General features: G+C 62.7%; 23 protein-coding genes. 7 read left to right on the top strand and 16 right to left on the bottom strand.

Annotation, left to right across the window (positions count from 1 at the left end):
* Window positions 1–9: 9 nt before the first annotated feature.
* The gene (locus NKJ23_RS00230; RefSeq protein WP_352677582.1) at window positions 10–504 is read right to left on the bottom strand and encodes a DUF2244 domain-containing protein; all 495 of its coding nucleotides are present in this window, start codon (window positions 502–504) and stop codon (window positions 10–12) included.
* Window positions 505–526: 22 nt separating this feature from the next.
* Here NKJ23_RS00230 and nth point away from each other — a divergent pair, with 22 nt between their 5' ends.
* On the top strand, window positions 527–1,348 hold the full coding sequence (gene nth / locus NKJ23_RS00225; RefSeq protein ID WP_023675282.1) for an endonuclease III: 822 nt from the start codon (window positions 527–529) through the stop codon (window positions 1,346–1,348).
* 34 nt (window positions 1,349–1,382) lie between these two features.
* Here the strand turns inward: nth and NKJ23_RS00220 are convergent, their stop codons facing one another.
* The 4 genes from NKJ23_RS00220 to NKJ23_RS00205 all read right to left on the bottom strand — a co-directional run bounded on the left by NKJ23_RS00220 (window position 1,383) and on the right by NKJ23_RS00205 (window position 5,068).
* Complete coding sequence (locus tag NKJ23_RS00220; protein WP_352677581.1) at window positions 1,383–2,894, bottom strand: tripartite tricarboxylate transporter permease; 1,512 nt, start codon at window positions 2,892–2,894, stop codon at window positions 1,383–1,385.
* A gap of 9 nt (window positions 2,895–2,903) precedes the next feature.
* Window positions 2,904–3,371, bottom strand: a complete 468-nt coding sequence (locus tag NKJ23_RS00215; RefSeq protein WP_352677580.1) for a tripartite tricarboxylate transporter TctB family protein — start codon at window positions 3,369–3,371, stop codon at window positions 2,904–2,906.
* 78 nt (window positions 3,372–3,449) lie between these two features.
* Window positions 3,450–4,427 carry a tripartite tricarboxylate transporter substrate-binding protein gene (locus NKJ23_RS00210; RefSeq protein WP_352453992.1) on the bottom strand — a complete coding sequence of 326 codons (978 nt, stop codon included), beginning with the start codon at window positions 4,425–4,427 and terminating at the stop codon, window positions 3,450–3,452.
* A gap of 185 nt (window positions 4,428–4,612) precedes the next feature.
* Window positions 4,613–5,068, bottom strand: a complete 456-nt coding sequence (locus NKJ23_RS00205; protein WP_352677579.1) for a DUF2214 family protein — start codon at window positions 5,066–5,068, stop codon at window positions 4,613–4,615.
* 227 nt (window positions 5,069–5,295) lie between these two features.
* Between NKJ23_RS00205 and NKJ23_RS00200 the strand changes: the two genes are divergently transcribed.
* From NKJ23_RS00200 to NKJ23_RS00175, 6 genes are all read left to right on the top strand, one after another.
* Complete coding sequence (locus NKJ23_RS00200) at window positions 5,296–5,835, top strand: GNAT family N-acetyltransferase (RefSeq protein ID WP_352677577.1); 540 nt, start codon at window positions 5,296–5,298, stop codon at window positions 5,833–5,835.
* 207 nt (window positions 5,836–6,042) lie between these two features.
* Window positions 6,043–7,020, top strand: coding sequence for a Bug family tripartite tricarboxylate transporter substrate binding protein (locus NKJ23_RS00195; protein WP_352568212.1), 978 nt, complete (start codon window positions 6,043–6,045; stop codon window positions 7,018–7,020).
* Between the two features lie 158 nt (window positions 7,021–7,178).
* Complete coding sequence (locus NKJ23_RS00190) at window positions 7,179–7,712, top strand: tripartite tricarboxylate transporter TctB family protein (protein WP_352576249.1); 534 nt, start codon at window positions 7,179–7,181, stop codon at window positions 7,710–7,712.
* A 4-nt stretch (window positions 7,713–7,716) separates the two neighbouring features.
* The gene (locus tag NKJ23_RS00185) at window positions 7,717–9,240 is read left to right on the top strand and encodes a tripartite tricarboxylate transporter permease (RefSeq protein ID WP_352565610.1); all 1,524 of its coding nucleotides are present in this window, start codon (window positions 7,717–7,719) and stop codon (window positions 9,238–9,240) included.
* Between the two features lie 15 nt (window positions 9,241–9,255).
* The gene (locus NKJ23_RS00180) at window positions 9,256–10,440 is read left to right on the top strand and encodes a CaiB/BaiF CoA transferase family protein (protein ID WP_352677575.1); all 1,185 of its coding nucleotides are present in this window, start codon (window positions 9,256–9,258) and stop codon (window positions 10,438–10,440) included.
* Window positions 10,437–11,288 carry a citryl-CoA lyase gene (locus NKJ23_RS00175; protein ID WP_352453998.1) on the top strand — a complete coding sequence of 284 codons (852 nt, stop codon included), beginning with the start codon at window positions 10,437–10,439 and terminating at the stop codon, window positions 11,286–11,288. The genes NKJ23_RS00180 and NKJ23_RS00175 overlap by 4 nt, the downstream gene beginning before the upstream one ends.
* A 78-nt stretch (window positions 11,289–11,366) precedes the next feature.
* Here NKJ23_RS00175 and NKJ23_RS00170 read toward each other — a convergent pair whose 3' ends face one another.
* The 11 genes from NKJ23_RS00170 to NKJ23_RS00120 all read right to left on the bottom strand — a co-directional run bounded on the left by NKJ23_RS00170 (window position 11,367) and on the right by NKJ23_RS00120 (window position 22,919).
* Window positions 11,367–11,876: an NUDIX hydrolase gene (locus NKJ23_RS00170; protein WP_352677573.1), complete on the bottom strand. Its 510-nt coding sequence runs from the start codon at window positions 11,874–11,876 to the stop codon at window positions 11,367–11,369.
* A 130-nt stretch (window positions 11,877–12,006) separates the two neighbouring features.
* Window positions 12,007–12,273: a hypothetical protein gene (locus NKJ23_RS00165; RefSeq protein WP_352677571.1), complete on the bottom strand. Its 267-nt coding sequence runs from the start codon at window positions 12,271–12,273 to the stop codon at window positions 12,007–12,009.
* A 160-nt stretch (window positions 12,274–12,433) separates the two neighbouring features.
* Window positions 12,434–13,126 carry a response regulator transcription factor gene (locus tag NKJ23_RS00160; RefSeq protein ID WP_352677569.1) on the bottom strand — a complete coding sequence of 231 codons (693 nt, stop codon included), beginning with the start codon at window positions 13,124–13,126 and terminating at the stop codon, window positions 12,434–12,436.
* Window positions 13,123–15,864, bottom strand: coding sequence for a DUF4118 domain-containing protein (locus NKJ23_RS00155; protein WP_352677567.1), 2,742 nt, complete (start codon window positions 15,862–15,864; stop codon window positions 13,123–13,125). Before NKJ23_RS00155 ends, NKJ23_RS00160 begins: the two co-directional genes overlap by 4 nt.
* 53 nt (window positions 15,865–15,917) lie before the next feature.
* Window positions 15,918–16,487, bottom strand: a complete 570-nt coding sequence (kdpC, locus tag NKJ23_RS00150; protein WP_352502664.1) for a potassium-transporting ATPase subunit KdpC — start codon at window positions 16,485–16,487, stop codon at window positions 15,918–15,920.
* A gap of 12 nt (window positions 16,488–16,499) precedes the next feature.
* Window positions 16,500–18,593, bottom strand: a complete 2,094-nt coding sequence (gene kdpB, locus NKJ23_RS00145) for a potassium-transporting ATPase subunit KdpB (protein WP_352465925.1) — start codon at window positions 18,591–18,593, stop codon at window positions 16,500–16,502.
* Between the two features lie 213 nt (window positions 18,594–18,806).
* A complete protein-coding gene (gene kdpA / locus NKJ23_RS00140; RefSeq protein WP_352677565.1) occupies window positions 18,807–20,510 on the bottom strand; it encodes a potassium-transporting ATPase subunit KdpA in 1,704 nt (567 codons plus the stop codon).
* Window positions 20,511–20,535: 25 nt separating this feature from the next.
* Window positions 20,536–20,625, bottom strand: a complete 90-nt coding sequence (locus tag NKJ23_RS00135; protein ID WP_023675300.1) for a K(+)-transporting ATPase subunit F — start codon at window positions 20,623–20,625, stop codon at window positions 20,536–20,538.
* A gap of 333 nt (window positions 20,626–20,958) precedes the next feature.
* Window positions 20,959–22,440: a hypothetical protein gene (locus NKJ23_RS00130; protein WP_352677563.1), complete on the bottom strand. Its 1,482-nt coding sequence runs from the start codon at window positions 22,438–22,440 to the stop codon at window positions 20,959–20,961.
* A gap of 108 nt (window positions 22,441–22,548) precedes the next feature.
* On the bottom strand, window positions 22,549–22,731 hold the full coding sequence (locus NKJ23_RS00125) for a hypothetical protein (RefSeq protein ID WP_352677561.1): 183 nt from the start codon (window positions 22,729–22,731) through the stop codon (window positions 22,549–22,551).
* Complete coding sequence (locus NKJ23_RS00120) at window positions 22,731–22,919, bottom strand: DUF3606 domain-containing protein (RefSeq protein WP_023675302.1); 189 nt, start codon at window positions 22,917–22,919, stop codon at window positions 22,731–22,733. The genes NKJ23_RS00125 and NKJ23_RS00120 overlap by 1 nt, the downstream gene beginning before the upstream one ends.
* Between the last annotated feature and the right edge of the window lie 13 nt (window positions 22,920–22,932).

Here is a 22,932-nt window from a genome sequence, read left to right as displayed (position 1 = left end):
AACGCTGGCTCAGCGCGCCTTGGCGGTCGCCAGAGCGCGCGAAAATGCGGTGGCAAAACTTTCGCGGTCGGCAGGGTTGAGGAAGCCGCCGATCGAGACGGTTTTTCCTTGCGCCTCGACCGCCATTCTGGTGATGCCGATCTCGGCGTGGCGGGCGATCGAAAAGCGCGCCCAGAACGGATTGAAGCGGTGTGCTTCCGATTTGCCTGACGGGGCAGTCTTGCGGATGTCGAGGCTGGTGCGCGACACCGATACCTCCTCGCGAGCCCGGGCGGCACGATAATTGGCGCGGAAGGCGATGTAGACGGCGATCACGTCGAGGCCGAAGAAGCCGAACACCGGCCAGGCGCCGCGCGACAGAAAAAAAGCTCCGGTCACCAGCCAGCCGAACAGCAGGGCGCCCATCAGGATGGCAAAGCCGGTCTTGCCCAGCGACCGGTGCGGTGTCAGCAGCGCCTGGAAAAATGGCTCGTCGGCCTGAAAAGAGGCGTTTGTGTCGCTCATTGGGGAATATTATAGGAAGGCAATGACAAGCCCCAAGCCCAAAAACTCTTCTGCGCTAAAAAAAGACCTGTTGCCCGGCCGCCGCGACGGCTCGAACGTCAAGCCGCGTCCGCGGCCGGCGAGATCGCGGGCGCTTTACAGCGCGGCCGAGGTGCATGAGATTTTCCGGCGCTTTTCCGTTCAGCGGCCGGAACCGAGGGGCGAGCTCGAACATATCAACGCCTTCACGCTGTTGGTGGCGGTGGTGCTTTCGGCTCAGGCGACGGACGCCGGCGTCAACAAGGCGACGCGGGCGCTGTTCAAAATCGCCGACACGCCGCAAAAGATGCTGGCGCTAGGCGAGGCCAAGCTCGGCGACCATATCCGCACCATCGGGCTATGGCGCAACAAGGCCAAGAACGTCATCGCGCTGTCGGAGGCGCTGATCCGCGACCATGGCGGCGAGGTGCCTGAGGATCGCGATCAACTGGTCGAGCTGCCGGGTGTCGGCCGCAAGACCGCCAACGTCGTGCTCAACGTGGCATTCGGCCAGCATACGATGGCGGTCGACACGCACATCTTCCGCATCGGTAACAGGCTCGGCCTGGCGCCGGGCAAGACGCCGGAACAGGTCGAGCAAGGTTTCCTGAAGATCATTCCGGATGAATATATGCGGCACGCGCATCATTGGCTGATCCTGCACGGCCGCTATGTCTGCAAGGCGCGCAAGCCGGATTGCCCGGCCTGCGTCATCGCCGATATCTGCAAGGCCAAGGAAAAGACGACCAGCGTGCCTGCACCGCTGGTCGAGATCGCGCCGCTCGGGCCAGTAGAAGCGGCTACTGAGTCAGTGCCCGGCAAGTGACTCTGAAGTTCCTCGTATGTGGCGCCGTCCACATTCAGGAACTCTCCTCGACGAACACCTCCTCGCGCTTCTTCCTGACCGCGGGGAGAAACACGATGACGAGCACGGCAAGCGCGATGAGGAGCAGGCTGGCGCTGATCGGCCGCGTCACGAAGGTGCTCGGATCGCCGCGCGAGAGGATCATGGCGCGGCGTAGGTTTTCCTCGAGCAGCGGGCCGAGCACGAAGCCGAGCAGCAGCGGCGCAGGTTCGCAGCGCAGCTTGGTCAGGAGGTAGCCAAGCAAGCCGAAGAAGGCGACGGCATAGAGGTCGTAGACGTTGGTGTTGACGCTGTAAACGCCGATCGAGCAGAACGCCATGATGATCGGGAAGAGCACATAGTAGGGGATGGTAAGAAGTTTCACCCAAAGCCCGATCAGCGGCAGGTTCAAGATGATCAGCATCAGATTGCCGACCCACATCGAGGTGATGATACCCCAAAACAGTGCAGGCTGTTCGATGGCGACATTGGGGCCGGGCACGATGCCCTGGATGATCATCGCGCCGATCATCAGCGCCATTACCGGGTTGGCCGGAATGCCGAGCGTCAGCATCGGGATGAAGGAGGTTTGGGCGCCGGCATTGTTGGCCGATTCCGGTCCGGCGACGCCTTCGATGGCGCCCTTGCCGAATTCCCCGGGATTTTTCGAGACACGTTTTTCGACGGTGTAGGAGGCAAAGGCGGCAAGGATCGCGCCGCCTCCCGGCAGGATGCCGAGCGCCGAACCGATGATCGTTCCGCGCACGATGGGAGCCGCCATGCGCCGAAAATCTTCGCGGGTCGGCATAAGGCCGGAGATCTTTCGGATCAGCACGGAACGCTCATGCTCGTTTTCGAGGTTGCGCAGTATCTCGGCGACGCCGAAGACACCGACCGCCACTGCGACGAAATTCAGCCCGTCGGCATATTCGCGGATGCCGAGCGTGAAGCGGGGCGTACCAGTGTAAATATCGGTGCCGACAAGTCCCAGCAGCAGGCCGAGCACGACCATGGCCAGTGCCTTGACGATCGAGCCGTGGGCGAGCGCGACGGACGAGACCAGGCCGACGATCATCAGCGAAAAATACTCGGGCGCGCCGAATCTCAGCGCTATCGCAGTCAGCGGTGGGGCGAAGATGGCGACGAGGAAGGTCGACACCGTGCCGGCAAAGAACGAGCCTATCGCCGCGGTCGCCAGGGCTGCTCCGGCGCGGCCGTTCCTGGCCATCTGATAGCCATCGATTGCGGTGACGGCCGACGAGGATTCGCCGGGCATGTTGATGAGAATGGCGGTGGTCGAGCCGCCATACTGCGCGCCGTAATAGATACCGGCGAGCATGATGAGAGAGGAAACCGGGTCGCCGATCTGGAAGGTGATCGGCAACAGCATGGCGATGGTTGCGGTGGCACCGATGCCGGGCAGGACGCCAATCAGCGTGCCGAGAAGGACGCCGATCAGGCAGAAACCGAGGTTTGCCAAAGATGTGGCTGTCGAAAAGCCGAGTGCGAGGTTGTTGAGGAGTTCCATTTCATCTCCTCACAACGACAGTGGCAACCACGGGCCGAAACGCCGAAACGGCAGGCCGAGTGCGTAGCTGAAGACGACGAATGCGAACAGCGCCAGGCCGGCTGACAGCACGAGTGCAGTCAGCGGCTTCATACGGCCGCTACCGAAAGATGCGATCAGCGCCGTCAGGAAGATCGACGGGATGAAGCCGAGGCCGCGCACCGTCAGGCCGAAGAAGATCGGAGCAGGCAGGATGAACAGCATGCCGCGCCACGCAATGTAACCGATCGGCTCGCTCTCGAAACGCACCGCTTGGACGAGGATGGCGGCGCCAAGCAAGATCAGCACAATTGCCAGCACCAGCGGGAAATAGCCCGGCCCCATGCGAAAGGCGGTGCCGATTTCGAGGCCCAGCGACTGCAGCGCGAAAAAGGCGCCAATAAAGATCAACAGCGCGGCGCATATGCCGTTGGTTCTGTCGATTGCGAAAGGTTTCATGGCGTCCTCCCGGCCCGCCTCACGGGCGTGCCGATGCCGGTGTAAAAACGGGGCGCTGGCGGCGCCCCGTTAAAACCTTTAGTCGGCGTACTGGCCGGCCGCTTCGATGATCGGCTTCCAGCGCGCAATCTCACTTTCCAGCTTGGCCTTGAGCGCGGCCGGCGTGGCATCGGCCTCGGGCGACGGCTTGGTGCCGAGTTCGGCAAATCTGGCGACGACGTTCTGGTCCTTCAGCGCCACCTGCAGAGATTTCGACAGGCGTTCGGTGATCTCGGCCGGCGTGCCCTTGGGTGCATAGATGCCGTGCCAGATGCCGACCTGCACCTGGGGAAGACCGGCCTCTATCGTCGTCGGCACGTCCGGCAGCACGTCTAGCCGTTGCGGCGAGGTTACGGCATAAGCCTTGATCGTGCCGCCCTGGATCTGCTTGGTGGTATTGGTCGTCTGGTCGCACATGATGTCGACCTGGCCGCCGAGAAGATCGGTCATGGCCGGGCCGGTGCCCTTATAGGGTACGGTGACCAGCGGCGTGCCGATGGCGCTCATAAACAGCATGCCGCACAGATGCGAGGCGGCACCGATCCCGGCATTGGCAACGGTGATGCTGTCCTTGTTGGCCTTGGCGTAGTCGACCAGCCCCTTCAGATCGGTCGGCTCGAGGTCCTTGCGGCCGACGATGGTCATCGGCACCTCGGTGACGAGGCCGACATATTCGAATGCGTTCAGCGTGTCGTAGGCGAGCTTTCTGTAGAGCGTAGCACTTGTCGCCATGCCGATGTGATGGAGGAGCAGCGTGTAGCCGTCAGGCTCGGCATTTGCGACGCGGCCCGCGCCCAATGTGCCGCCGGCGCCGCCGACATTCTCGACGATGACCTGCTGGCCGAGGTCCTTCGACATGGCTTCCGCGACAAGACGCGTGACGGTGTCAGTAGGGCCGCCGGCCGAAAACGGCACGACAATGGTGATGGTGCGTTCGGGGTAGGTCTGCGCGCCAGCGGCCGGTGGGTAAAGCATGGCGGCCGCAGCGACAGCCAGCGCGGCGACGAATTTTCTCATCGTGATTCCTCCCAGGATACGAATTACCAACCGCTGCGCGGAGTTCCTCTCAAAACCGAATGTAGATGGAGCAATAACTAGCGCAACCCGACAAATGACAATCGGCCTCGAATGGCAAACTGCACGTTTGTCCGCACAAATGAGTGGAAAGGTTGGGCCGCGCGATGCCCTTCCTCCGACCTATCTTAATAACCGTAGCCGCGCGCCATCGCCGCCGCGAACACCGGGATCAAGAGGAAGATGAAGGCCGCGGTGCGGATATAGGTGCGAACGGACGCTAGCTCCGCCGCAGGCACCTGGAAGCCGGGACTGGCGCTCGCCTGCCTGTTCCAGGACAGGAATCGGACGGTCGGGATAATCGACAACAGGCCGACAATTGCGAAAGCGGCCATCTTTGCCCAGAACATCCAGTTGTAGACGTAGAATTCCCAGCCCTTGAGACCATAGATGACGCGGCCGATGCCGGCGACGATGATCAGCATGGCGATGATGCCGTAGTGGCGATCGATGCCGACAAGCCGCTTCAGCGTCGCGGCGGACAAGTCGCTGCGGATCAGGACGAACTCGGCGCCGATGATGCCTGCCAGCGAAAACACCAGCAGATGATGGAAGATGGCAAGCACAAGGTCGGTGGTGTCCATGCTGTTTTCCCTCTGTCGGACGGCAGCGCCGAAAGCCAACGCGCCTGAACCAGTACTGAAGAAAAACTAACACCGCCTGGCAGGATTCACATCAGCCTGGAAGATGATCTACACAGCCTTGGCTCTTGTTTTTCGCAACGGATTTGGATTTCCCGTCTCGGGCGTGTCGCTGTCCCCGCTTTTGGAAGACCTGCATTAGGCACCGGCAACACAACCGAGACATGACCATGGCCAGTCCGCATACAATTGTCGCCCCAGTGATTGAGACCTCGCGCACGGTCCTGCGGCCGCACCGGCTTGACGATTTCGACGCCTATGTCGCGATGTGGGCCGATCCCGTCGTCACCCGCTTTATCGGCGGCAAGCCGCGCACGCGGGAGGAAAGCTGGATGCGTTTCCTGCGCCATGCCGGCCTGTGGTCGCTTCTGGGCTACGGCTTCTGGGCGGTCGAGGAAAAGGCGACCAGCCGCTTCATCGGCGAGGCCGGCTTCCACGACCTGAAACGCGACATGACGCCGTCGATCGAGGGCATTCCGGAGGCCGGATGGGCTCTGGTTTCAGGCGTGCATGGCCACGGGTTGGCCAGCGAAGTCGTCGCACGGGTGCTTGCCTGGGGCGATGAGGCATTTGCAGCCGCGAAGACCGTCTGCATCATCGATCCGGAAAACACCGGCTCGCTGAACGTCGCGGCAAAATGCGGTTATGGCGAAGTGCTGCGAACCGTCTACCAAGGCAAGCCGACCATCCTGCTGGAGCGGCAACCCTGACGGATGCTGTTTGGCACTGCCTGCCACGTCGTCTTCGGGCGTCCGGTTCGCCAGCCTGAAAATCGCGCAGGCCGATTGTGCCGCATGCGAAGTGTTCTGTCTTTGACAGGAGGACGCAAACTCTGCATGAATTTTATCGAGCGGGTCTGAAGTCAGGCCACGTTTCTGGCAGGCACCGGAGGAGGTGTCGCGATTTGGAGGAATCCCATGCTGAACAGACGCCGATTCTTGATGAGCACCGCGGCGGCAGGTGCTGCCGGGCTCGCGGCATCGCATTTTATCCCCGCTTTCGCGCAGGACGCACCGCAGCTGCAGATCTTCGTGCCGGCGGCGCCGGGCGGCGGTTGGGACCAGACGGCGCGCGCCATGGACCAGGTGCTGCGCAGCGAAAAGCTGATCTCCGGCTCGCAGATTACCAATGTTGGCGGCGCCGGCGGCACCGTCGGCCTGCCGCAGTTCGTCAACCAGTGGAACGGCAAGGGCAATGCACTGATGGTGGCCGGCATGGTCATGGTCGGCGCCATTATCGCCAACAAGGCGGCCAACAACCTTACCGAGGTCACGCCGATCGCCCGCCTCACCGGCGAGTTCGAGGCGCTGGTGGTGCCGGCCGCCTCGCCGTTCAAGACTGCGGCCGACTTCGTTGCTGCCCTCAAGGCCGACCCGACGCAGGTTCCCGTTGCCGGCGGTTCGGCCGGCGGCTCGGACCACATCTTGTTCGGCCTCATCGCCAAGACCGTCGGTGTTCCGGCCACCAATCTCTCCTATGTGCCGTTTGCCGGCGGTGGCGAGGCGCTCTCGGCGCTGCTCGGCAACCAGGTCGCGGCCGGCATCTCCGGCTATGGTGAGTTCGCCGAACAGGTCAAGGCGGGTGCGCTGCGGCTGCTGGCCATCTCCGCGGATAAACGCCAGGAGGGAATCGATGCGCCGACGATGAAGGAAGCCGGCATAGATGTCGAGCTGTTCAACTGGCGTGGCGTCTTCGCACCGCCCGGCGTCTCGGACGCCGACAAGGCAGCAATGATCAAGCTGATCGAGACCATGGCCAAGAGCGACGCCTGGGCCACCGAATGCAAGAACCGCAACTGGACGCAGATCCTGCTCACCGGTGACGATTATGCGAAATTCGTCGCCGAAGACACGGCCCGCATCGGGACGATCCTCAAGGACCTCGGTCTAGCGTGATGCTCTCGGCAAGGGGTGGCAGCCTGCGCCAACCCTTGCCGACTTTCGCTAGCCGCATGGACATACGCGGCGCAGGAGGTGAAACTACGCCGAGATCGGCCGAGTGAGACCGGTCCAAGGAGAACCGGCCCCAAGGGACCGACATTGGGAGGACGATGATGAGCACCAGCGATCAGCCGGCGCCGCCGCGCCTTGCAGTACCCGAACTGCTGATCGGCGTCGGGCTCCTCGCCTGTGCCGGTGCGGTTGCCTGGCAGACGCTGGCAATCCCGGTGTCGCCGCTCTATTCCAAGGTCGGTCCGACCGTCTTTCCCTACATCACCATGACCGGGATGGTGATCCTGTCGCTGCTGCTCATCATTGCCGCCTTGCGGGGCGGCTGGCAGCCGGAGGACGAAAAGGAGACGCCGACCGACTGGAAGGCGATGGGCATCGCCGCCCTCGGACTGATCGCCAACCTGGTGCTGATCCAGCCGCTCGGCTTTACCGCGGCATCTGTCATCATGTTCGTTCTCATCTGCCACGGTTTCGGCAGCCGGCGTCCGCTGCGTGACGTGCTGCTCGGGCTGATCCTGGCGCTGGCCGCCTATTTCGGCTTTGCCAGGGCGCTTGGCGTCAATATCGGTGCCGGCTTCATCGAAAACCAGCTGAACGCGACCGTCGATTCGATCGTTGCCATGCTGAGGGGCTGACGCCATGGAAACGCTTGGCCATCTCGCGCACGGATTTTCGGTCGCCTTCTCGCCGATCAATCTCATATGGTGCCTGGTCGGCACCACGCTGGGGACTGCCATCGGCGTGCTGCCCGGCCTCGGGCCGGCACTGACCATCGCGCTGCTGTTGCCGATCACCTATCAGGTGGCGCCGGAGGCATCCTTCATCCTGTTTGCCGGCATCTACTACGGCGCCATGTATGGCGGCTCGACGACATCGATCCTGCTCAACACGCCTGGCGAAAGCGCCACCATCGTCACCGCGCTGGAAGGCAACCGGATGGCCCGCTCCGGCCGTGGCGGTGCGGCCCTGGCGACCTCGGCGATCGGCTCCTTCGTCGCCGGCACGCTGGGCACGATCGGCGTTGCCTTCCTGGCGCCGATCGTCGTCAAATTCGCGCTGGCCTTCGGCCCGGCCGAATATTTCTCGCTGATGGTGCTGGCCTTCATCACGGTTTCGGCGGTGCTCGGCTCGTCGTCGGTGCGCGGCCTGACCAGCCTGTTCGTCGGCTTCGTCGTCGGCATGATTGGCGTCGACCTGCAGACGGGGCAGCCGCGCTTCACCTTCGGCATGAGCGAATTGTTGGACGGCGTCGACGTCATCGTCGTCGCCGTTGGCCTGTTCGCCGTTGGCGAGACGCTTTACATGGCCTCGCGCCGCTATGCCGGCAAGGACGACATCGTGCCGTTGAAAGGGTCGCTCTACATGACCGCGGCTGAATGGTCGCGCTCGTGGAGGCCATGGCTGCGCGGCTCCCTGATCGGCTTCCCGATCGGCGCCATGCCGGCCGGCGGCGCCGAAATCCCGACCTTCCTCTCCTATGCCATCGAGAAGAAACTCTCCAGACACAAGGAGGAGTTCGGCACGGTCGGCGCCATCGAGGGCGTTGCCGGGCCGGAAGCGGCCAACAATGCATCCGCGGCCGGCGTGCTGGTGCCGATGCTGACGCTCGGCCTGCCGACCTCGGCGACGGCCGCGATCATGCTGTCGGCGTTCCAGAGCTACGGTATCAATCCGGGGCCGCTGCTGCTGACGACGCAGGCCGACCTGGTGTGGGGGCTGATCGCCAGCCTGTTCATCGCCAATGTCATCCTCGTCGTCCTCAACCTGCCGCTGATCGGGCTCTGGGTGCGATTGCTGAAGATCCCGGCGCCGCAGCTCTATGCCGGCATCCTGGTGTTCGCCACGGTCGGCACCTACGGCATCTCGCAATCGCCGATCGACCTCGTCATCCTCTATCTGCTCGGTGCCGCCGGTTTCCTGATGCGGCGTTTCGATTTTCCGACCGCGCCCGTCATCATCGGCATGATTCTCGGGCCGCTTGCCGAAACGCAGTTCCGCCGCGCGATGACCATCTCCAACGGCGATTGGACGGTGTTCTACAAGCATCCGCTGTCGCTGACGCTGCTGACGCTGGCCTTCATCGGGCTGGTTGGACCGCATATCTGGGCCTACATCGAGCACAGACGCATGCGTGGACCGGAGCACGTGCCGGGCGATGCCTGAGCTGTTCGTGACGTCATGACAGACCTGCTTTCCGGCATCCGCATCCTTGACCTGACCAATGTGCTGGCCGGCCCCTATTGCGCCTACCAGCTGGCGTTGCTCGGGGCCGACGTCATCAAGGTCGAGACGCCGCAAGGCGGTGATCTGGCGCGCCAGCTCGGCGCCTCGCCGGAGCTCAACCGGGCGGGCATGGGCGCTTCGTTCCTGGCGCAGAATGCCGGCAAACGCTCGGTGGCGCTCGATCTCAAGCAGGAGGCCGGCCGCGAACGCTTCCTCGATCTGGTCGCTTCGGCCGACGCGCTGGTCGAGAATTTCCGCCCCGGCGTAATGGACCGGCTGGGGCTTGGCCATGCCAGGCTGAAGGAGGTCCGGCCAAGCCTTGTCTATTGTGCGATATCGGGCTTCGGCCAGACCGGGCCGATGCGCGACAATCCAGCCTACGACCAGATCATCCAGGGTCTTTCCGGCATCATGAGCATCACCGGTACACCGGAAACGGCGCCGCTGCGTGTCGGCTATCCCGTCGCCGATACGCTTGGCGGGCTGGTCGGGGCGTTCGCCATTACCGCCGCATTGGTCAAGCAGAAGACGACAGGCGAGGGCGCGTTCCTGGACGTGTCGATGCTCGAATGCACGCTTTCTGCGCTCGGCTGGCCGGTGTCGAACTATCTGACGGCGGATATCGAGCCGCAGCCGATGGGCAATGAAAACATGACGGCCGCACCGTCTGGCGCGTTTCGCACCGGCGACGGCTTGCTCAACATCGCCGCCAACAAGCAGGAGCAGTTCATCGCGCTCTGCCGATTGATCGGCCGGCCGGAGCTGGCCTCGGATGTCCGCTTTGCCGAGCGCGAAACGCGCAAGCAGAACCGGATCGCATTGAAGGCGCTGATCGAGGACGCCCTGGCGAGCGGCTCTGCCGCCGCCTGGGAGGAGACGTTCAATCGCGCCGGCGTGCCGGCAGGCCGGGTGCTGACAATCCCGCAGGTACTGCAGGAGCGACAGGTGATCGAGCGCGGCATGACGGCGCGCTTCCCGGCAGTGTCCGGGATGGACAGGCCGCTGACCGTGGTGCGCGGCGGCTTCATGGTCGATGGCGAGGCACCTTTGCCGAGCAGGCCGCCGCCGGGGCTCGGCGAGCATATGGACGAGGTTTTTGCCGGCCTGCCGCCGCGTGCCAGGAAAAGAGCGAAGGCATGAGCGGAACGCAAAACAAGACTGGTCGCGCACGCGGCGAGGAATGGTGGCAGACCGGCATCATCGAGATGCGCCCCGGCGTCATCCGGCTGCGCGGCTATGAAATCCAGGATCTGATCGGCCGCGTCAGCTTTCCGGCAATGATCTGGCTGATGCTGCGCGGCGAACTGCCAAGCGAGGAGCAGGCGGCGCTGCTTGGCATCGCGCTGGGTGCTGCCGTCGACCATGGGCCGCAGGCGCCGTCGATCGCCATCGCCCGTATGGCGATCACCTGCGGCGTCGGCATCAACAGCGCCATGGCATCAGCCGTCAACGTGCTTGGCGATGTGCATGGCGGCGCCGGCGAACAGGCGCTTTCCTTCTACGGAGACATCGCTGCCGAACTGGACGCCGGCATGCCGCTTGCGGACGCCGTGTCGGCGCGGCTCGATCGTTTCCTTGCCGGGGAAAACGGCTATGTGCCCGGGCTCGGCCATCGTTTCCATCCGGTCGACCCGCGGGCGCCCCGCCTCATCGAGCTAACCCGCGACTTTGCCGCGCGCGGCATCGTCAGCGGGCGCTTCGCCGACATCGCGGAGGCGATCGAGGCCGAGGTGGCGCGGCGCAAGGGCAAAAAAATCCCCCTCAATATCGACGGCGCCACGGCCGTCATCTACGGCGAGCTCGGCTTTCCGCCGCCGCTGACGCGCGGCCTTTTCGTGCTGTCGCGCTCGGTCGGCATCCTCGCACATGCGTGGGAACAGTCGCAGGAAAGCGACCGCAACAAGGGGCCGCTGCCGCGCGAATGGCTGTGGGCCTATACCGGCACGCCGGCGCGGCCTCTGCCCGAGGAAGACGATGGCAGTCAGTGAGGCATCGGTTTCAGAGACGGCGGCGGCGGGCGCTGGAACCAATTCCATCCCGACACAGTCGGGGCAGGCCTCCATCTTCTATTGAGCGGGATCTTTTCCGAACGCCGGACTCTGCTTTTTGGGATTATGCTCCAGCTCGGCAATCTTGATGTTTCTCACCAGCGTCGAAAGATCCGGCTCGTCGATGAGCAACGCCGCGTCGGTCGGCGTCAGCCATGCCCGCTGCCGTCTCTTGGCTTCTTGCCAGTCGGCAAGTTCCTCGGTTACTTCCAGCAAATAGACGACGACGTCGACGCGGACGAAGCGGTTTGCCAGCCGCTTCCAGTAGGAATAGGTGCCGGCCGGTTGTTTCAGTGTCTTGCCGAGAACGCCGGCTTCTTCCTGTGCTTCGATGGTGGCCGCCTTGCGGCCGCTCTTGCCCTTCATCGGCCAGCCCTTCGGCACGATGAAGCGCCTCGTCGTTCGCGATGTGACCAGCATCACCTCGACTTCGCCATGCTCGTTCAGCCGAAAGGGAATCGCCGCGACCTGGCGAATCCGGTCGCCCTCCCTTGCCTTGCGTACGACCTTCTTCTTGCTGGCTGCCATTCGATAATCCAGTCGAGGCGGTGCCCAAACGGCAAGGGCAGCGTTGCAAAGTCGGCCGCTTTCAATGGGGCGCAAGCGGAGCGGTTTCCACAATATATAAGTCGGCTAAATAAATGGAAAGGGCCGGTCGTCAGCGGCAGGTGCTGACAAAGCCGCTCCCCGACGGCAGCAACTGGCAAGTTGGCCTCATCTGCGGCACCTCCTGCCGTTGCGGTGTTGGGATTTGGCGATCCTGGGCACGGTACTGCTGTTGCTGCTGCTGGTATTGCTGCCGCCGCAGCCTGTTCTCCAACATCTGCAACTGGTCCTGCTGGATCAACACGTTGCGGTCGGCGGGACTGACGACCTGTGCCGATGCAGCAGGATTTACGCCCGACAGCATCGCCGCGGTCAGCATTGCCGACCCTAAAAACGTCAATAGACGAAGCCGTGGCATTCGTTCATTCCCGCACAAAACCAACCTTCCCTTAATATAGGGCTTTTGTCCGGCGACGCCATGGCCGCCGCTGATTTGAAGCAGATTGGAAGAGGCATTTCGGCTTCGGATGCTCGTCGCGTCAATCGACTTCGCGCAGCCGGTATCCGACGCCGGTCTCGGTCGTGATATAGCGGGGCTGGTCGGGCGTTTTTTCGATCTTTTGCCTGATCTGCCGGACGTAGACTCTGAGATATTGAACGTCGGTGGAATCGCCCCAGACCTGCTTCAGCAGGAACTGGTGGGTGAGAACCTTGCCGGCGTGCTGCACCAAGGTGCGAAGAATGTCGTATTCCTTCGGCGAGAGCTTTATCTCCTTGTCCTCGACCTTGACGATGCGCTTCACCAGATCGACGGAGAGGTCGCCGGTTTGGAACACCGGTCTCTCACCCTGCTGCTGAAACTTGTGGCGAAGCGCTACGCGGATGCGTGCGACAAGCTCGTTCATACCGAACGGCTTGGTGACATAGTCGTCGGCGCCGAGTTCGAGGGCGGACACGATGCCGGCCTCATCAGTGCGGCTGGAAAGAATAACCACGGGAATGTCCAGGCCATCATCCCGCCATTTGCGCAGCAAATCATGGCCGCTCATGCCGGGGAGGCCGAGATCGAGCAGGACAAGGTCCGGCTTTTCCGTCTCGATGAGTTCAATCGCCGCCCTGGCGTTCGGCGCCTCGCTGATCGCATAGCCTTGGCTGCCAAGCCCGACGCGAAGCAGTTTCCGGATCGGCGGTTCATCGTCGACCACCAATATCCTGACGTCCAGGCTCGTCATGCCAGATCGTCCATATTTTGATGGCCCGTCTCGGGTTCGCCGAGATTGGGCAGTTCCGCCGGCACCAGTTGCATCTTGATCGTGAAAACCGCCCCCGAGCGGTCGGACCTGTTTGCCGCCAAGAGCGTCCCGCCCATCGCTTCGATGAAGCCGCGGCAAATCGACAGGCCGAGCCCCGTGCCGGCACGCACCTGGTCACCCTTGCGCACACGGTAGAAAGTGTCGAAAACGCGCTCTAGATCCGCTGGCGGAATGCCTGGTCCCTCATCCATGATCTGCAGGATGACGAAGCCGTTGTCGGCCCAGGCTTGCAGGCGGATCGTCGAACCTGGCGGCGCGTATTTTGCAGCATTGTCGAGGAGGTTGAACAGCACCTGTTCGAACAGAACGGGGTCGACCCGCAACATCGGCAGATCCGATGGAATGTCGATCTCGGTCTTATGCTCGCCGACGATTTTGCGGGCCCGATACAGAGCTGAACCGACAATGTCGCCGAGATAGTGAAACGCATAGTTCGGCTCCATCGTGCCGGATTCGATCTTGGTCATATCGAGCAGATTGGCAATGAAGCGGTTAAGCCTCTCCGCTTCATCGAGCACGGTCGACAGCAGTTCCGCCCGGTCCTGCTCGGGAAGCGCGGCCTCGAAGTCCCTGAGTGTTCCGGCCGCGCCCATGATGGCGGCAAGCGGCGTTTTCAAATCGTGGGAAATGGAGGTGAGCAAGGCCGAGCGCAGACGGTCTGCCTCGGCGGCAAGCTTGGCCCGGTCAACATCGGCGACGAGCTGGATGCGCTCGATGGCGACCGCCGCCTGGTCGGCGAGCGCATCGAGCAGACGCTGCTGCTCGGGTGTCAGCAGCGGACCTTGCTTGTCGTTGTCGAGGCCGACAACGCCCACCGCCGTGCGTCCGGTTCGCAAGGGTAGATAGAGGCGTTTTGCTCCGGGCAGCGTGTCGGCGCCGCGCCCGGCGGCGCGGTTATGCTCCCAGGCCCAGCGGGCTGCTGCGATGTCGGCCTCGGCCAGCGTGTCGTCGGGTGGGTAGCCGGCTTTGACCGCAATTGTGCCGTTCTCCGGCAGAAGCAGCACCACGCGCAGCTTCAGCATCGAGGCGATCTGGAAGGCAGTCGCCCAGAGAACGTCATCAAGCGTCCCAGCGCCGGCGAGCTTCTTTGAGAAGAGATAAATATCTTCTGTGGCGCGTGCCCGCGAGCGCGCGGCGACCGCCTGACGCTGCACGCGCGCTGTTAGATTGCTGCCAATGACCGCAACAACCAGGAAGACAGCCAGCGCAACGATGCTCTCCGGATCCTCGATCGTCAGCGTGTAGCGTGGTTCTAGGAAGAAATAGTTGAAGGCAATGGCGCTGATGAGGCAGGCATACAAAGCCGGCCAGAGACCGCCGGTCACCGCCGACGTCAGGACCCCAATGAGAAAGATGATCGCCAGATTGCGGACGTCGAGAAACTGGTCGAGAAGGACGGCGAAGGCGAGCGAGCCAACAACATAGGCCGTGGCCCTGAGATAGGGCCAGATCTCGAACTGCCACTGCTCGTCCGCCGCCTTGACGGTCCTCGACGTCGCCTCGGCGTTGCGTTCGTTTCCCGAAATGACATGGACGCTGATGTCGCCGGCATTGCGGATGAGATCGTAAGTGAGCGAGCCTTCGATCAATTCCCGCCAACGCGATCGGGTCGGCCTGCCGATCACGATATGGGTGAAGTTGTTCGCCGTCGCATGCCGAACGATGTCTTGCGCGACGTTCTGACCCGGAATGGTCGTCACCTCGGCACCGAGCTGCTCGGCAAGGCGCAGCTGCGTCGCCAGCCGATCTTTGTCCTCCTCGGGCATGGCAGATGAATGAGGGGTATCGACATGAAGCGCCGTCCAAGGGGCGCGGAGCCGGTCGGCCAACCTCCGCGCATAACGTACACGGGCCGCCCCGCCCGGACGCGCATCGACGCAGACGAGAACCCTTTCCCCCGCCGCCCAAGGCCCGGGTATCGCGTGGGCCTGCATGTGGGTCAGCAACTGCTCGTCGACCCGCTGGGCAGTGCGGCGGAGCGCCAATTCCCGGAGCGCCGTCAGATTGCCCGGCGAGAAATAGTTCTCGATGGCACGCTGGGCGGTGCTGGGGATGTAGACCTTGCCTTCCTCAAGCCGTTTGATCAGATCGTCGGGGGTGAGGTCGATGATCTCGATGTCGTCGGCCTGGTCGATTATGGAGTCGGGGACAGTTTCCCGCACCCTGACGCGGGTGATCTGCGCCACGACATCGTTCAGGCTCTCGACGTGCTGGATATTCAGCGTCGTGTAGACATCGATGCCGTGCGTCAGGATTTCCTGGACGTCGAGATAGCGCTTGGGGTGACGGCTGCCGGCGACGTTCGTGTGGGCGAGTTCGTCGACCAGAACTAGCGCCGGGTGCCGGGCGAGGATGGCGTCGAGATTCATCTCCTCAAGGATCCGCCCCTTGTAATCGATCTCAAGGCGAGGAATGACCTCGTAGCCTTCGACCAGCGTCTGGGTTTCCTTGCGGCCGTGCGTCTCGACGATGCCGATCACCACGTCGACCCCGTCGGCCAGCCTGGCGCGGCCCGACATCAGCATCTCGTAGGTCTTGCCGACACCGGGGGCGGCGCCGAGAAATATCCTCAGGCGGCCGCGCTCCTCCCGCTCGGCATGCTCGAGCAGCGCGTCGGGAGAGGGCCTGGTTTCGGCGGTGCGTCTGTCGTCTGGCATACGGGTCAATCATGAACGGCGCCGGCTTCGGTGTCGATCCCGGCGCCGGTCCTTCACTGTTTCATGGCATCGTCCAGCGCAAGGTTGAGGGCCAGCACATTGACTACCGGCTCGCCGATGAATCCCAATTCGCGATCTTCGACATGGCTGTCGACAAGCGATTTGATCCTGGATTCATCGACGCCCCTGGCCTTGGCCACCCTGGCAACCTGAAAATAGGCCGCATCGGGGCTGATATGCGGATCGAGGCCGCTGCCGGACGTGGTGACCAGATTCATCGGTACCGGCTGGCTCGGGTTTTCGGCTCTCAGCTTTTCGGCGTCGCTCTTGATCCTGTCGATGAGCTTCGGGTTGGTCGGGCCGAGATTCGAGCCGCCCGAGGCGGCGGCATTGTAGCCGTCGCCGGCAGCCGACGGGCGGCCATGGAAGTAGCGGTCGCTTTCGAAAGCCTGGCCGATCAGCTCGGAACCGACGAGCTTGCCGTCCTTCTCGATCAGGCTGCCATTGGCCTGGCGCGAAAACAGCGCCTGGGCAATGCCGGTCATGCCGATCGGATAGACCAAACCCGTCAGAATGGTGAAGAAGACGATCATGACGATCGCGGGCCTGATTTGATTGAGCATCGACGTGGTTCCTTAGGCGAGACCGAGAGCGGTGATGGCCATGTCGATCATCTTGATGCCGACGAAGGGCACTACGACGCCGCCAAGGCCATAGACAATGAGATTGCGGCTGAGCAGCGCACCGGCGCCGACCGCGCGGTATTTGACGCCCCTCAGCGACAGCGGGATCAGCGCAATGATGATCAGCGCGTTGAAGATGATGGCCGAGAGGATAGCGCTCTGCGGCGTCGCCAGATGCATGACATTGAGCGCTTGCAGCGGCCCGGCGGTCTGGCCCGGGGCGATGTAGAAGACGGCGAATATTGCCGGGATGATGGCAAAATACTTGGCCACGTCGTTGGCGATGGAGAAGGTGGTCAGCGAGCCACGCGTCATCAGCAGCGCCTTGCCGATTTCGACGATCTCGATCAGCTTGGTCGGATCGCTGTCGAGATCGACCATGTTGCCGGCCTCGCGCGCCGCGACCGTGCCGGTGTTCATGGCAACGCCGACATCGGCCTGCGCAAGGGCCGGCGCATCGTTGGTGCCATCGCCGCACATCGCGACCAGTTTGCCTTTGGCCTGCTCGTCGCGGATCAGCTTCAACTTGTCCTCGGGCGTCGCCTGGGCAAGGAAGTCGTCGACGCCGGCTTCCGCCGCGATCGCCGCCGCGGTCATCGGATTATCGCCGGTGATCATCACCGTGCGGATGCCCATGCGGCGCAATTCGGCAAAGCGTTCTGCGATGCCGCCCTTGACGATGTCCTTCAGATGGACGACGCCGAGCAGGCGCCCGTCGCGCTCGACCGCGAGTGGAGTGCCACCCGATTTGGCGATCTCGTCGGCGATCGCCTGAAGGTCGCGGACGGTGTCGCTGCCGGGGCGCGTACTGCCTGTGGCAACGGTCGAGAGGTTGACGTGGGCAAGTACCGCATCGACTGCGCCCTTGCGGACCGAGGAGCCTTCCAGATCGACACCGCTCATGCGGGTTTGCGCGGTGAAGGGCACGAAAGTCGCGTGCAGGCTTGCCATGTCGCGGGCGCGGATGGCGTATTTTTCCTTCGCTAGGACGACGATCGAGCGGCCTTCCGGCGTTTCGTCGGCAAGCGAGGCAAGCTGAGCCGCGTCGGCCAGTTCCTGTTCGGTGACGCCCTTGACCGGACGAAATGCCGTCGCCTGACGGTTGCCCAGCGTGATGGTTCCGGTCTTGTCGAGCAGCAGCGTGTCGACATCGCCGGCCGCCTCGACGGCGCGGCCCGACATGGCGAGCACGTTGAAGCGCACCAGGCGGTCCATGCCGGCAATGCCGATAGCCGACAGCAGGGCGCCAATTGTGGTCGGGATCAGGGTAACGAACAGGGCGACCAGCACGGTCACCGAGATATAGCCGCCCGAATACGAGGCGAAGCTCGGGATCGTCGCCGTCGCCAGCACGAAGATCAGCGTCATGCCGACGAGCAGGATGTTGAGCGCGATCTCGTTGGGTGTCTTCTGGCGCTCGGCGCCCTCGACCAGCGAGATCATGCGGTCGAGGAACGTATGACCGGCAGCCGCAGTGATGCGCACGCGGATCCAGTCGGACAAGACCTGCGTGCCGCCGGTCACCGCCGAACGATCGCCTCCGGATTCGCGGATGACCGGTGCGGATTCGCCGGTGATGGCCGCCTCGTTGACCGACGCCACGCCTTCGACCACCTCGCCGTCCGAGGGGATGATGTCGCCGGCTTCGACAAGGACGATGTCGCCGACCTTCAGGCTGGTGCCGGGCACCAGTTTGAACTTGCTGCGGTCGCCACCGTTCAACAGCTTGGCCTGCGTCTCGGTTCGCGCCCGACGCAGCGAGTCAGCTTGCGCCTTGCCGCGGCCTTCGGCCACCGCTTCGGCGAAATTGGCGAAGAGCACGGTGAACCACAACCAGATGATGATCTGCAGCGTGAAGCCAAGATCGCCGCCGCTGGTAACGAGATCCTTGACGAACAGCACGGTGGTGAGCGCCGAGACGACGGCGACGACAAACATCACCGGGTTTCGCATCAAGGTGCGCGGGTTCAGTTTTCTGAAGGAACCGCCGATAGCGGGCCACAGAATGCGGGTATCCATGATGCTCACGGATTTCGACGGGCTCATTTGGTAGCTCCAGTGTCGATGTTGTTGACCGGTCGATCGTGTGCCGAACGAAGGTGCGGCGGCCCGTAAGCCAGCAGCCAGATCATGATCAAGGCTGCCGCAATAGCGAGGAATGTGGACAGCGTCGGGAAAGGAGGGGGCGTTTTCTCCCCCTCCGGCTCGGGGCGATGCCGGACCTTTCGAGGTATGATGTTGAACCAGGGCATCGCCGTTTCAGAATGTCTGACCGTTAATCATCGCCAGGTGCTCGACGATCGGTCCGACCGCCAGGGCCGGGAAGAAGGTCAGGCCGCCGACGATCAGGATGACACCGGCCAGCAGCCCGACGAACAGCGGACCGTCGGTCGGGAAGGTGCCGGCGGAGGCAGGGACGGTCTTCTTCGCAACCAGCGAGCCAGCAATCGCCAACGCCGGAATAATGACCAGGAACCGGCCCATCAGCATGCCGATGCCGAGCGTTACGTTGTACCAGGGCGTGTTGCCGCTGAGGCCGCCAAAGGCGGAGCCATTGTTCGCCGCGGCCGAGGTGTAGGCATAGAGAATCTCGGAGAAGCCGTGCGGGCCGGCATTGGCGATGGAAGCAACGCCGGTCGGCAGCACCACCGCGACAGCGGTGAAGATCAGCATTGCAAGCGGCAGGCAGAGCACGGCCAGCATAGCCATCTTGACCTCCTTGGCCTCGATCTTCTTGCCGAGATATTCGGGCGTGCGTCCGACCATCAGCCCGGCGACGAAAACGGCAATGACGATGAACATCAGGATACCGTAGAAGCCGGCACCGACGCCGCCGACAATGACCTCGCCGAGCTGCATGTTGATGATGGGGATCATGCCGCCGAGTGCGGTGAAGCTGTCATGCATGGCGTTGACCGCGCCGCAGGATGCGGCCGTGGTGATGACGGCAAACAGTGCCGACAGGGCGATGCCGAAGCGGCTCTCCTTGCCCTCCATGTTGCCGCCGTCGACGCCCAGCGCATGGACGAGCGGATTGCCGGCGGCTTCCGCCCAGTAGCAGACGGCAACGCCGGCGATGAACAGCACGCCCATAGCCGACAGAATTGCCCAGCCCTGGCGCTGGTTGCCTACCATGCGGCCGAAGACATTGGTCAACGCCGCGCCGAGGGCGAAGATCGTCACCATCTGGATCAGGTTGGAGATTGCATCGGGATTTTCGAAGGGATGCGCTGCATTGGCGTTGAAGAAACCGCCGCCATTGGTGCCGAGCATCTTGATGGCAACCTGGGAAGCGACCGGCCCGACCGCGATAGTCTGTTGCGCGCCTTCGAGCGTCGTCGCGTTGACGTAGGCAGCGAGCGTCTGCGGCATGCCGAGATAGACATAGACCAGAGTTAACACGATGCAAAAGGGCAAAAGCAGGTAGAGCGTGCAGCGGGTCATATCGATCCAGAAATTGCCGATCGATTTGCCTGAGGCTCTGGCAAAGCCGCGGATCAGTGCGACCGCAATGGCGATCCCGGTCGCCGCCGACAGAAAATTCTGCACGGTCAAGCCGGCCATCTGCACGAGATAGGACATCGTGCTTTCGCCGCCGTAGTTCTGCCAGTTGGTGTTGGTCATGAAGCTGGCGGCGGTGTTGAAGGCCAGCCCAGGTTCGACGGCGGTCATGCCGGCCGGATTGTAGGGCAGGCCGCCTTGCAGCCGTTGCAGCGAATAGAGCACCAGGAAGCCGGCCAGGTTAAAGAACAGCAGGGCCGCCGCATAGGAGGTCCAATGCTGCTCCTCGCGCTCGCTGGTCCCTGATATGCGGTAGAGCCCGCGCTCGAGCGGGGCCAGAATTGACGACAGGAATGTGCGCTCGCCGCTGAAAACGCGATGCATGTAGCCGCCGAGCGGCTTGGCCAGCAGAACGACGATCCCGCAATAGACGAGGATCTGCAGCCATCCGTTGATTGTCATGGGGTTGGCTCCTTGCCAGCGGAGATCAGAAGCGTTCCGGGCGAACGAGGGCGTATGTCAGGTAGGCGAGAAGAAACAAGGTCACGGCGCCGCCGAGGATATAGTCGAAAAGCATGTTACGATCCCCTAAACTTACAGCTTGTCGCAAGCTTTGATGTAGCCGAAGCATAGAGCAAAAAACGCGATTCCAGTCGCGACAACAACTATGTCCACCGCGCGTTTTCCTTATGTTGTATTTGTTTGTTTACTTTAACAAACTATCAAAACCCGTCGCCGCATCATATCGGCGGCTGGATACACCGCTCCTGTGAATATGGATCAAAGTGCCATAAAGGTTCGAGACGGGACGCGGAGCAAAGAAATCAAAATCCCATAAGGATTTCGCCGCCTCGGCGCTGGCCACAGCTTCAGGGGGGAGGTGCGCACCGGCGCGCGAAGCTGCCGGGGCTCAGTCCGCGCGGGTGTAGATCACCGCGTAATCGTCCGCATAGGCCCGCTTCCAGCCCAGTTGGTCGAAGAACGGAATGCGGCTGTCGTCGGCGGTCAACAATGCCCAGCCTATCGTATATTTGTCGAGTTGGGCTTTCAGGATCGGCTTGCCCCGGCTGTGCCCAGTCTGCTCATCCGTTTCCGTAAAGCCATTCAGGAAGAGCTGATCCGCGCGGCCGTCAATAAACGTCCTGATGCCATGAAAAATCAGCGTACCGCCGAAATCGTAGGAGTTCAGCAGATTGCCCGACAGATTATGGGTTTGGGCGAAGGCCAGTGCGTCCCTCGCCGAGGTCTTCTGGCTCGGCGCGACCGGATAGGTCGTGAAGGCGGCAGCCGCCAAAACCAGCAAAACGGCAAGTCCAGCGCAAATCCTGGAAAATTTCCGTGCGAAAAATTGTTCAAGTCCGTCGCGCTTTTCCGCCGCCCATTTCTCGGCTGAAAGCACTGGATATTGTTGCGCGACCTCGACGGTAAGGACCACCGGCACGAGAAGAAAGAACAGGTACATGAACCGTATGTGGGTGAGATAGACGTGCAACGTGAAGACAAGGAACAGCGCCTTGGCCCAGCCAATGCGCAATCTCGACACGACCAGCCCGAAAAACGCCACCAGCAGGATCACCTCCTGGAGGGTATGCCGCGAGGCGTCGAATGGCTGCCACTCCGCAATGTAAGGCACCGCCTCATTGCCATAGGCCACGGTGAATGTGGCGAGTATTGCCTTGACGCCATAGGGGTTGAGCAGGCTGACCAGCGGGCAAAGCAGCCCGAAAGCAATCCACTTGGCCAGCAGCCGGGGGTTCGATAAGCGCGTGCGCATAAGCAGATCGAGGCCGGCGAAGGCGGCGATGACGAAACCGAAGGTGAAGGTGGCGTGGAGATTGGCCCACACGCAAAGCAGCGCCAGCAGCCATAAAGGCGGCGCTTTCCCGTCGCGTGCGGCCTGGAAAAGACCGGCGGTCCAGACGACGATAATGGGCAAGGTAAAGATGTGGGGTCGGGCGACATAGATTGGCCCGATCACGAGCGCGAGCACCAGCGTCAGTCCTATCGCCAGCGTCGGCTTCAACCACGCGCTGAGATACCACGACGTCAAGAAGGCCGTCAGCGCGATTACTGCAGTCGCCAGCAGCACCACGCCGTTCCAGCCGCCGGCTTCAAAGGCAATTGCAAGGAGAACCTGGCTAAGCCATTCCTTGGCGATCCATGGCTGGCCGGCAAAAGTGTAGGAATAAATGTCGACGGTCGGGAATGTGCGGCTTGCCAGCATATCCATGCCGACCTTGATGTGCCACCAGCTATCGGGATCCTGCAGGAGGGAGGTGGCAAAGGCGAGGAGCGCCGCCGCTATCACGACCGCGGCCAGCAGGCAAAACATCAGCCTCACATGCCGTATGTCGTCTATCGACGGCCTCGCCTCACCAGATATCCCGCGCATATGGCATCCCTGAGCCGCGATAGCGGAAGGGATAGGCCGAATTTGTTAGAAAACCGATAAGCTGCAGGATTGCGGCCCCTATGCCGCGCGTCCAATCGGCTCGGCGGCTTAGCCCTCGGCCTTGAAGTTCTTGGCTTCCTTCTCGACCTTCGGGTTGTCCTTGCCGTGCTTGCGCATCAGATCCTTCGCCTGCTTCGGCGAAACGTCGGTGGTTTCGGCCAGGTGCAGAGCCTCCTTTTCGTCCGGATCGCGCGTCTTGCGGTCGGCCATTGCGGTTTTCTTGTCAGCCATTACGACGCTCTTATGCTTTCGGCGATTTCGTTCAGCACCTTGCGGTCGGTGCCGTGGCGCTTGATCAGCGTGCGTGCCTGATCCGGGGTGATGCCCGCTTCCTCGGCGAAGTGACGTACCTCGTAGTCCTCGCCGCCCGCCATTCGTGAGCGGTCGCGACTGTCGGTCTTGGTTTTGTCGTCGGCCATGGCAGCTCTCCTC

Source organism: Mesorhizobium sp. M0184, from assembly GCF_040322215.1.
GTDB lineage: Bacteria > Pseudomonadota > Alphaproteobacteria > Rhizobiales > Rhizobiaceae > Mesorhizobium.
The sequence above is the reverse complement of the archived record's forward strand: the minus strand, read 5'-3'. Positions and strand labels throughout refer to the sequence as shown.

Excerpts from the sequence above, each read along its gene's own strand:
- NKJ23_RS00230 (WP_352677582.1), bottom strand. The coding sequence starts at position 504 with ATGAGCGACACAAACGCCTCTTTTCAGGCCGACGAGCCATTTTTCCAG.
- nth (WP_023675282.1), top strand. The coding sequence starts at position 527 with ATGACAAGCCCCAAGCCCAAAAACTCTTCTGCGCTAAAAAAAGACCTG.
- NKJ23_RS00220 (WP_352677581.1), bottom strand. The coding sequence starts at position 2,894 with ATGGAACTCCTCAACAACCTCGCACTCGGCTTTTCGACAGCCACATCT.
- NKJ23_RS00215 (WP_352677580.1), bottom strand. The coding sequence starts at position 3,371 with ATGAAACCTTTCGCAATCGACAGAACCAACGGCATATGCGCCGCGCTG.
- NKJ23_RS00210 (WP_352453992.1), bottom strand. The coding sequence starts at position 4,427 with ATGAGAAAATTCGTCGCCGCGCTGGCTGTCGCTGCGGCCGCCATGCTT.
- NKJ23_RS00205 (WP_352677579.1), bottom strand. The coding sequence starts at position 5,068 with ATGGACACCACCGACCTTGTGCTTGCCATCTTCCATCATCTGCTGGTG.
- NKJ23_RS00200 (WP_352677577.1), top strand. The coding sequence starts at position 5,296 with ATGGCCAGTCCGCATACAATTGTCGCCCCAGTGATTGAGACCTCGCGC.
- NKJ23_RS00195 (WP_352568212.1), top strand. The coding sequence starts at position 6,043 with ATGCTGAACAGACGCCGATTCTTGATGAGCACCGCGGCGGCAGGTGCT.
- NKJ23_RS00190 (WP_352576249.1), top strand. The coding sequence starts at position 7,179 with ATGAGCACCAGCGATCAGCCGGCGCCGCCGCGCCTTGCAGTACCCGAA.
- NKJ23_RS00185 (WP_352565610.1), top strand. The coding sequence starts at position 7,717 with ATGGAAACGCTTGGCCATCTCGCGCACGGATTTTCGGTCGCCTTCTCG.
- NKJ23_RS00180 (WP_352677575.1), top strand. The coding sequence starts at position 9,256 with ATGACAGACCTGCTTTCCGGCATCCGCATCCTTGACCTGACCAATGTG.
- NKJ23_RS00175 (WP_352453998.1), top strand. The coding sequence starts at position 10,437 with ATGAGCGGAACGCAAAACAAGACTGGTCGCGCACGCGGCGAGGAATGG.
- NKJ23_RS00170 (WP_352677573.1), bottom strand. The coding sequence starts at position 11,876 with ATGGCAGCCAGCAAGAAGAAGGTCGTACGCAAGGCAAGGGAGGGCGAC.
- NKJ23_RS00165 (WP_352677571.1), bottom strand. The coding sequence starts at position 12,273 with ATGCTGACCGCGGCGATGCTGTCGGGCGTAAATCCTGCTGCATCGGCA.
- NKJ23_RS00160 (WP_352677569.1), bottom strand. The coding sequence starts at position 13,126 with ATGACGAGCCTGGACGTCAGGATATTGGTGGTCGACGATGAACCGCCG.
- NKJ23_RS00155 (WP_352677567.1), bottom strand. The coding sequence starts at position 15,864 with ATGCCAGACGACAGACGCACCGCCGAAACCAGGCCCTCTCCCGACGCG.
- kdpC (WP_352502664.1), bottom strand. The coding sequence starts at position 16,487 with ATGCTCAATCAAATCAGGCCCGCGATCGTCATGATCGTCTTCTTCACC.
- kdpB (WP_352465925.1), bottom strand. The coding sequence starts at position 18,593 with ATGAGCCCGTCGAAATCCGTGAGCATCATGGATACCCGCATTCTGTGG.
- kdpA (WP_352677565.1), bottom strand. The coding sequence starts at position 20,510 with ATGACAATCAACGGATGGCTGCAGATCCTCGTCTATTGCGGGATCGTC.
- NKJ23_RS00135 (WP_023675300.1), bottom strand. The coding sequence starts at position 20,625 with ATGCTTTTCGACTATATCCTCGGCGGCGCCGTGACCTTGTTTCTTCTC.
- NKJ23_RS00130 (WP_352677563.1), bottom strand. The coding sequence starts at position 22,440 with ATGCGCGGGATATCTGGTGAGGCGAGGCCGTCGATAGACGACATACGG.
- NKJ23_RS00125 (WP_352677561.1), bottom strand. The coding sequence starts at position 22,731 with ATGGCTGACAAGAAAACCGCAATGGCCGACCGCAAGACGCGCGATCCG.
- NKJ23_RS00120 (WP_023675302.1), bottom strand. The coding sequence starts at position 22,919 with ATGGCCGACGACAAAACCAAGACCGACAGTCGCGACCGCTCACGAATG.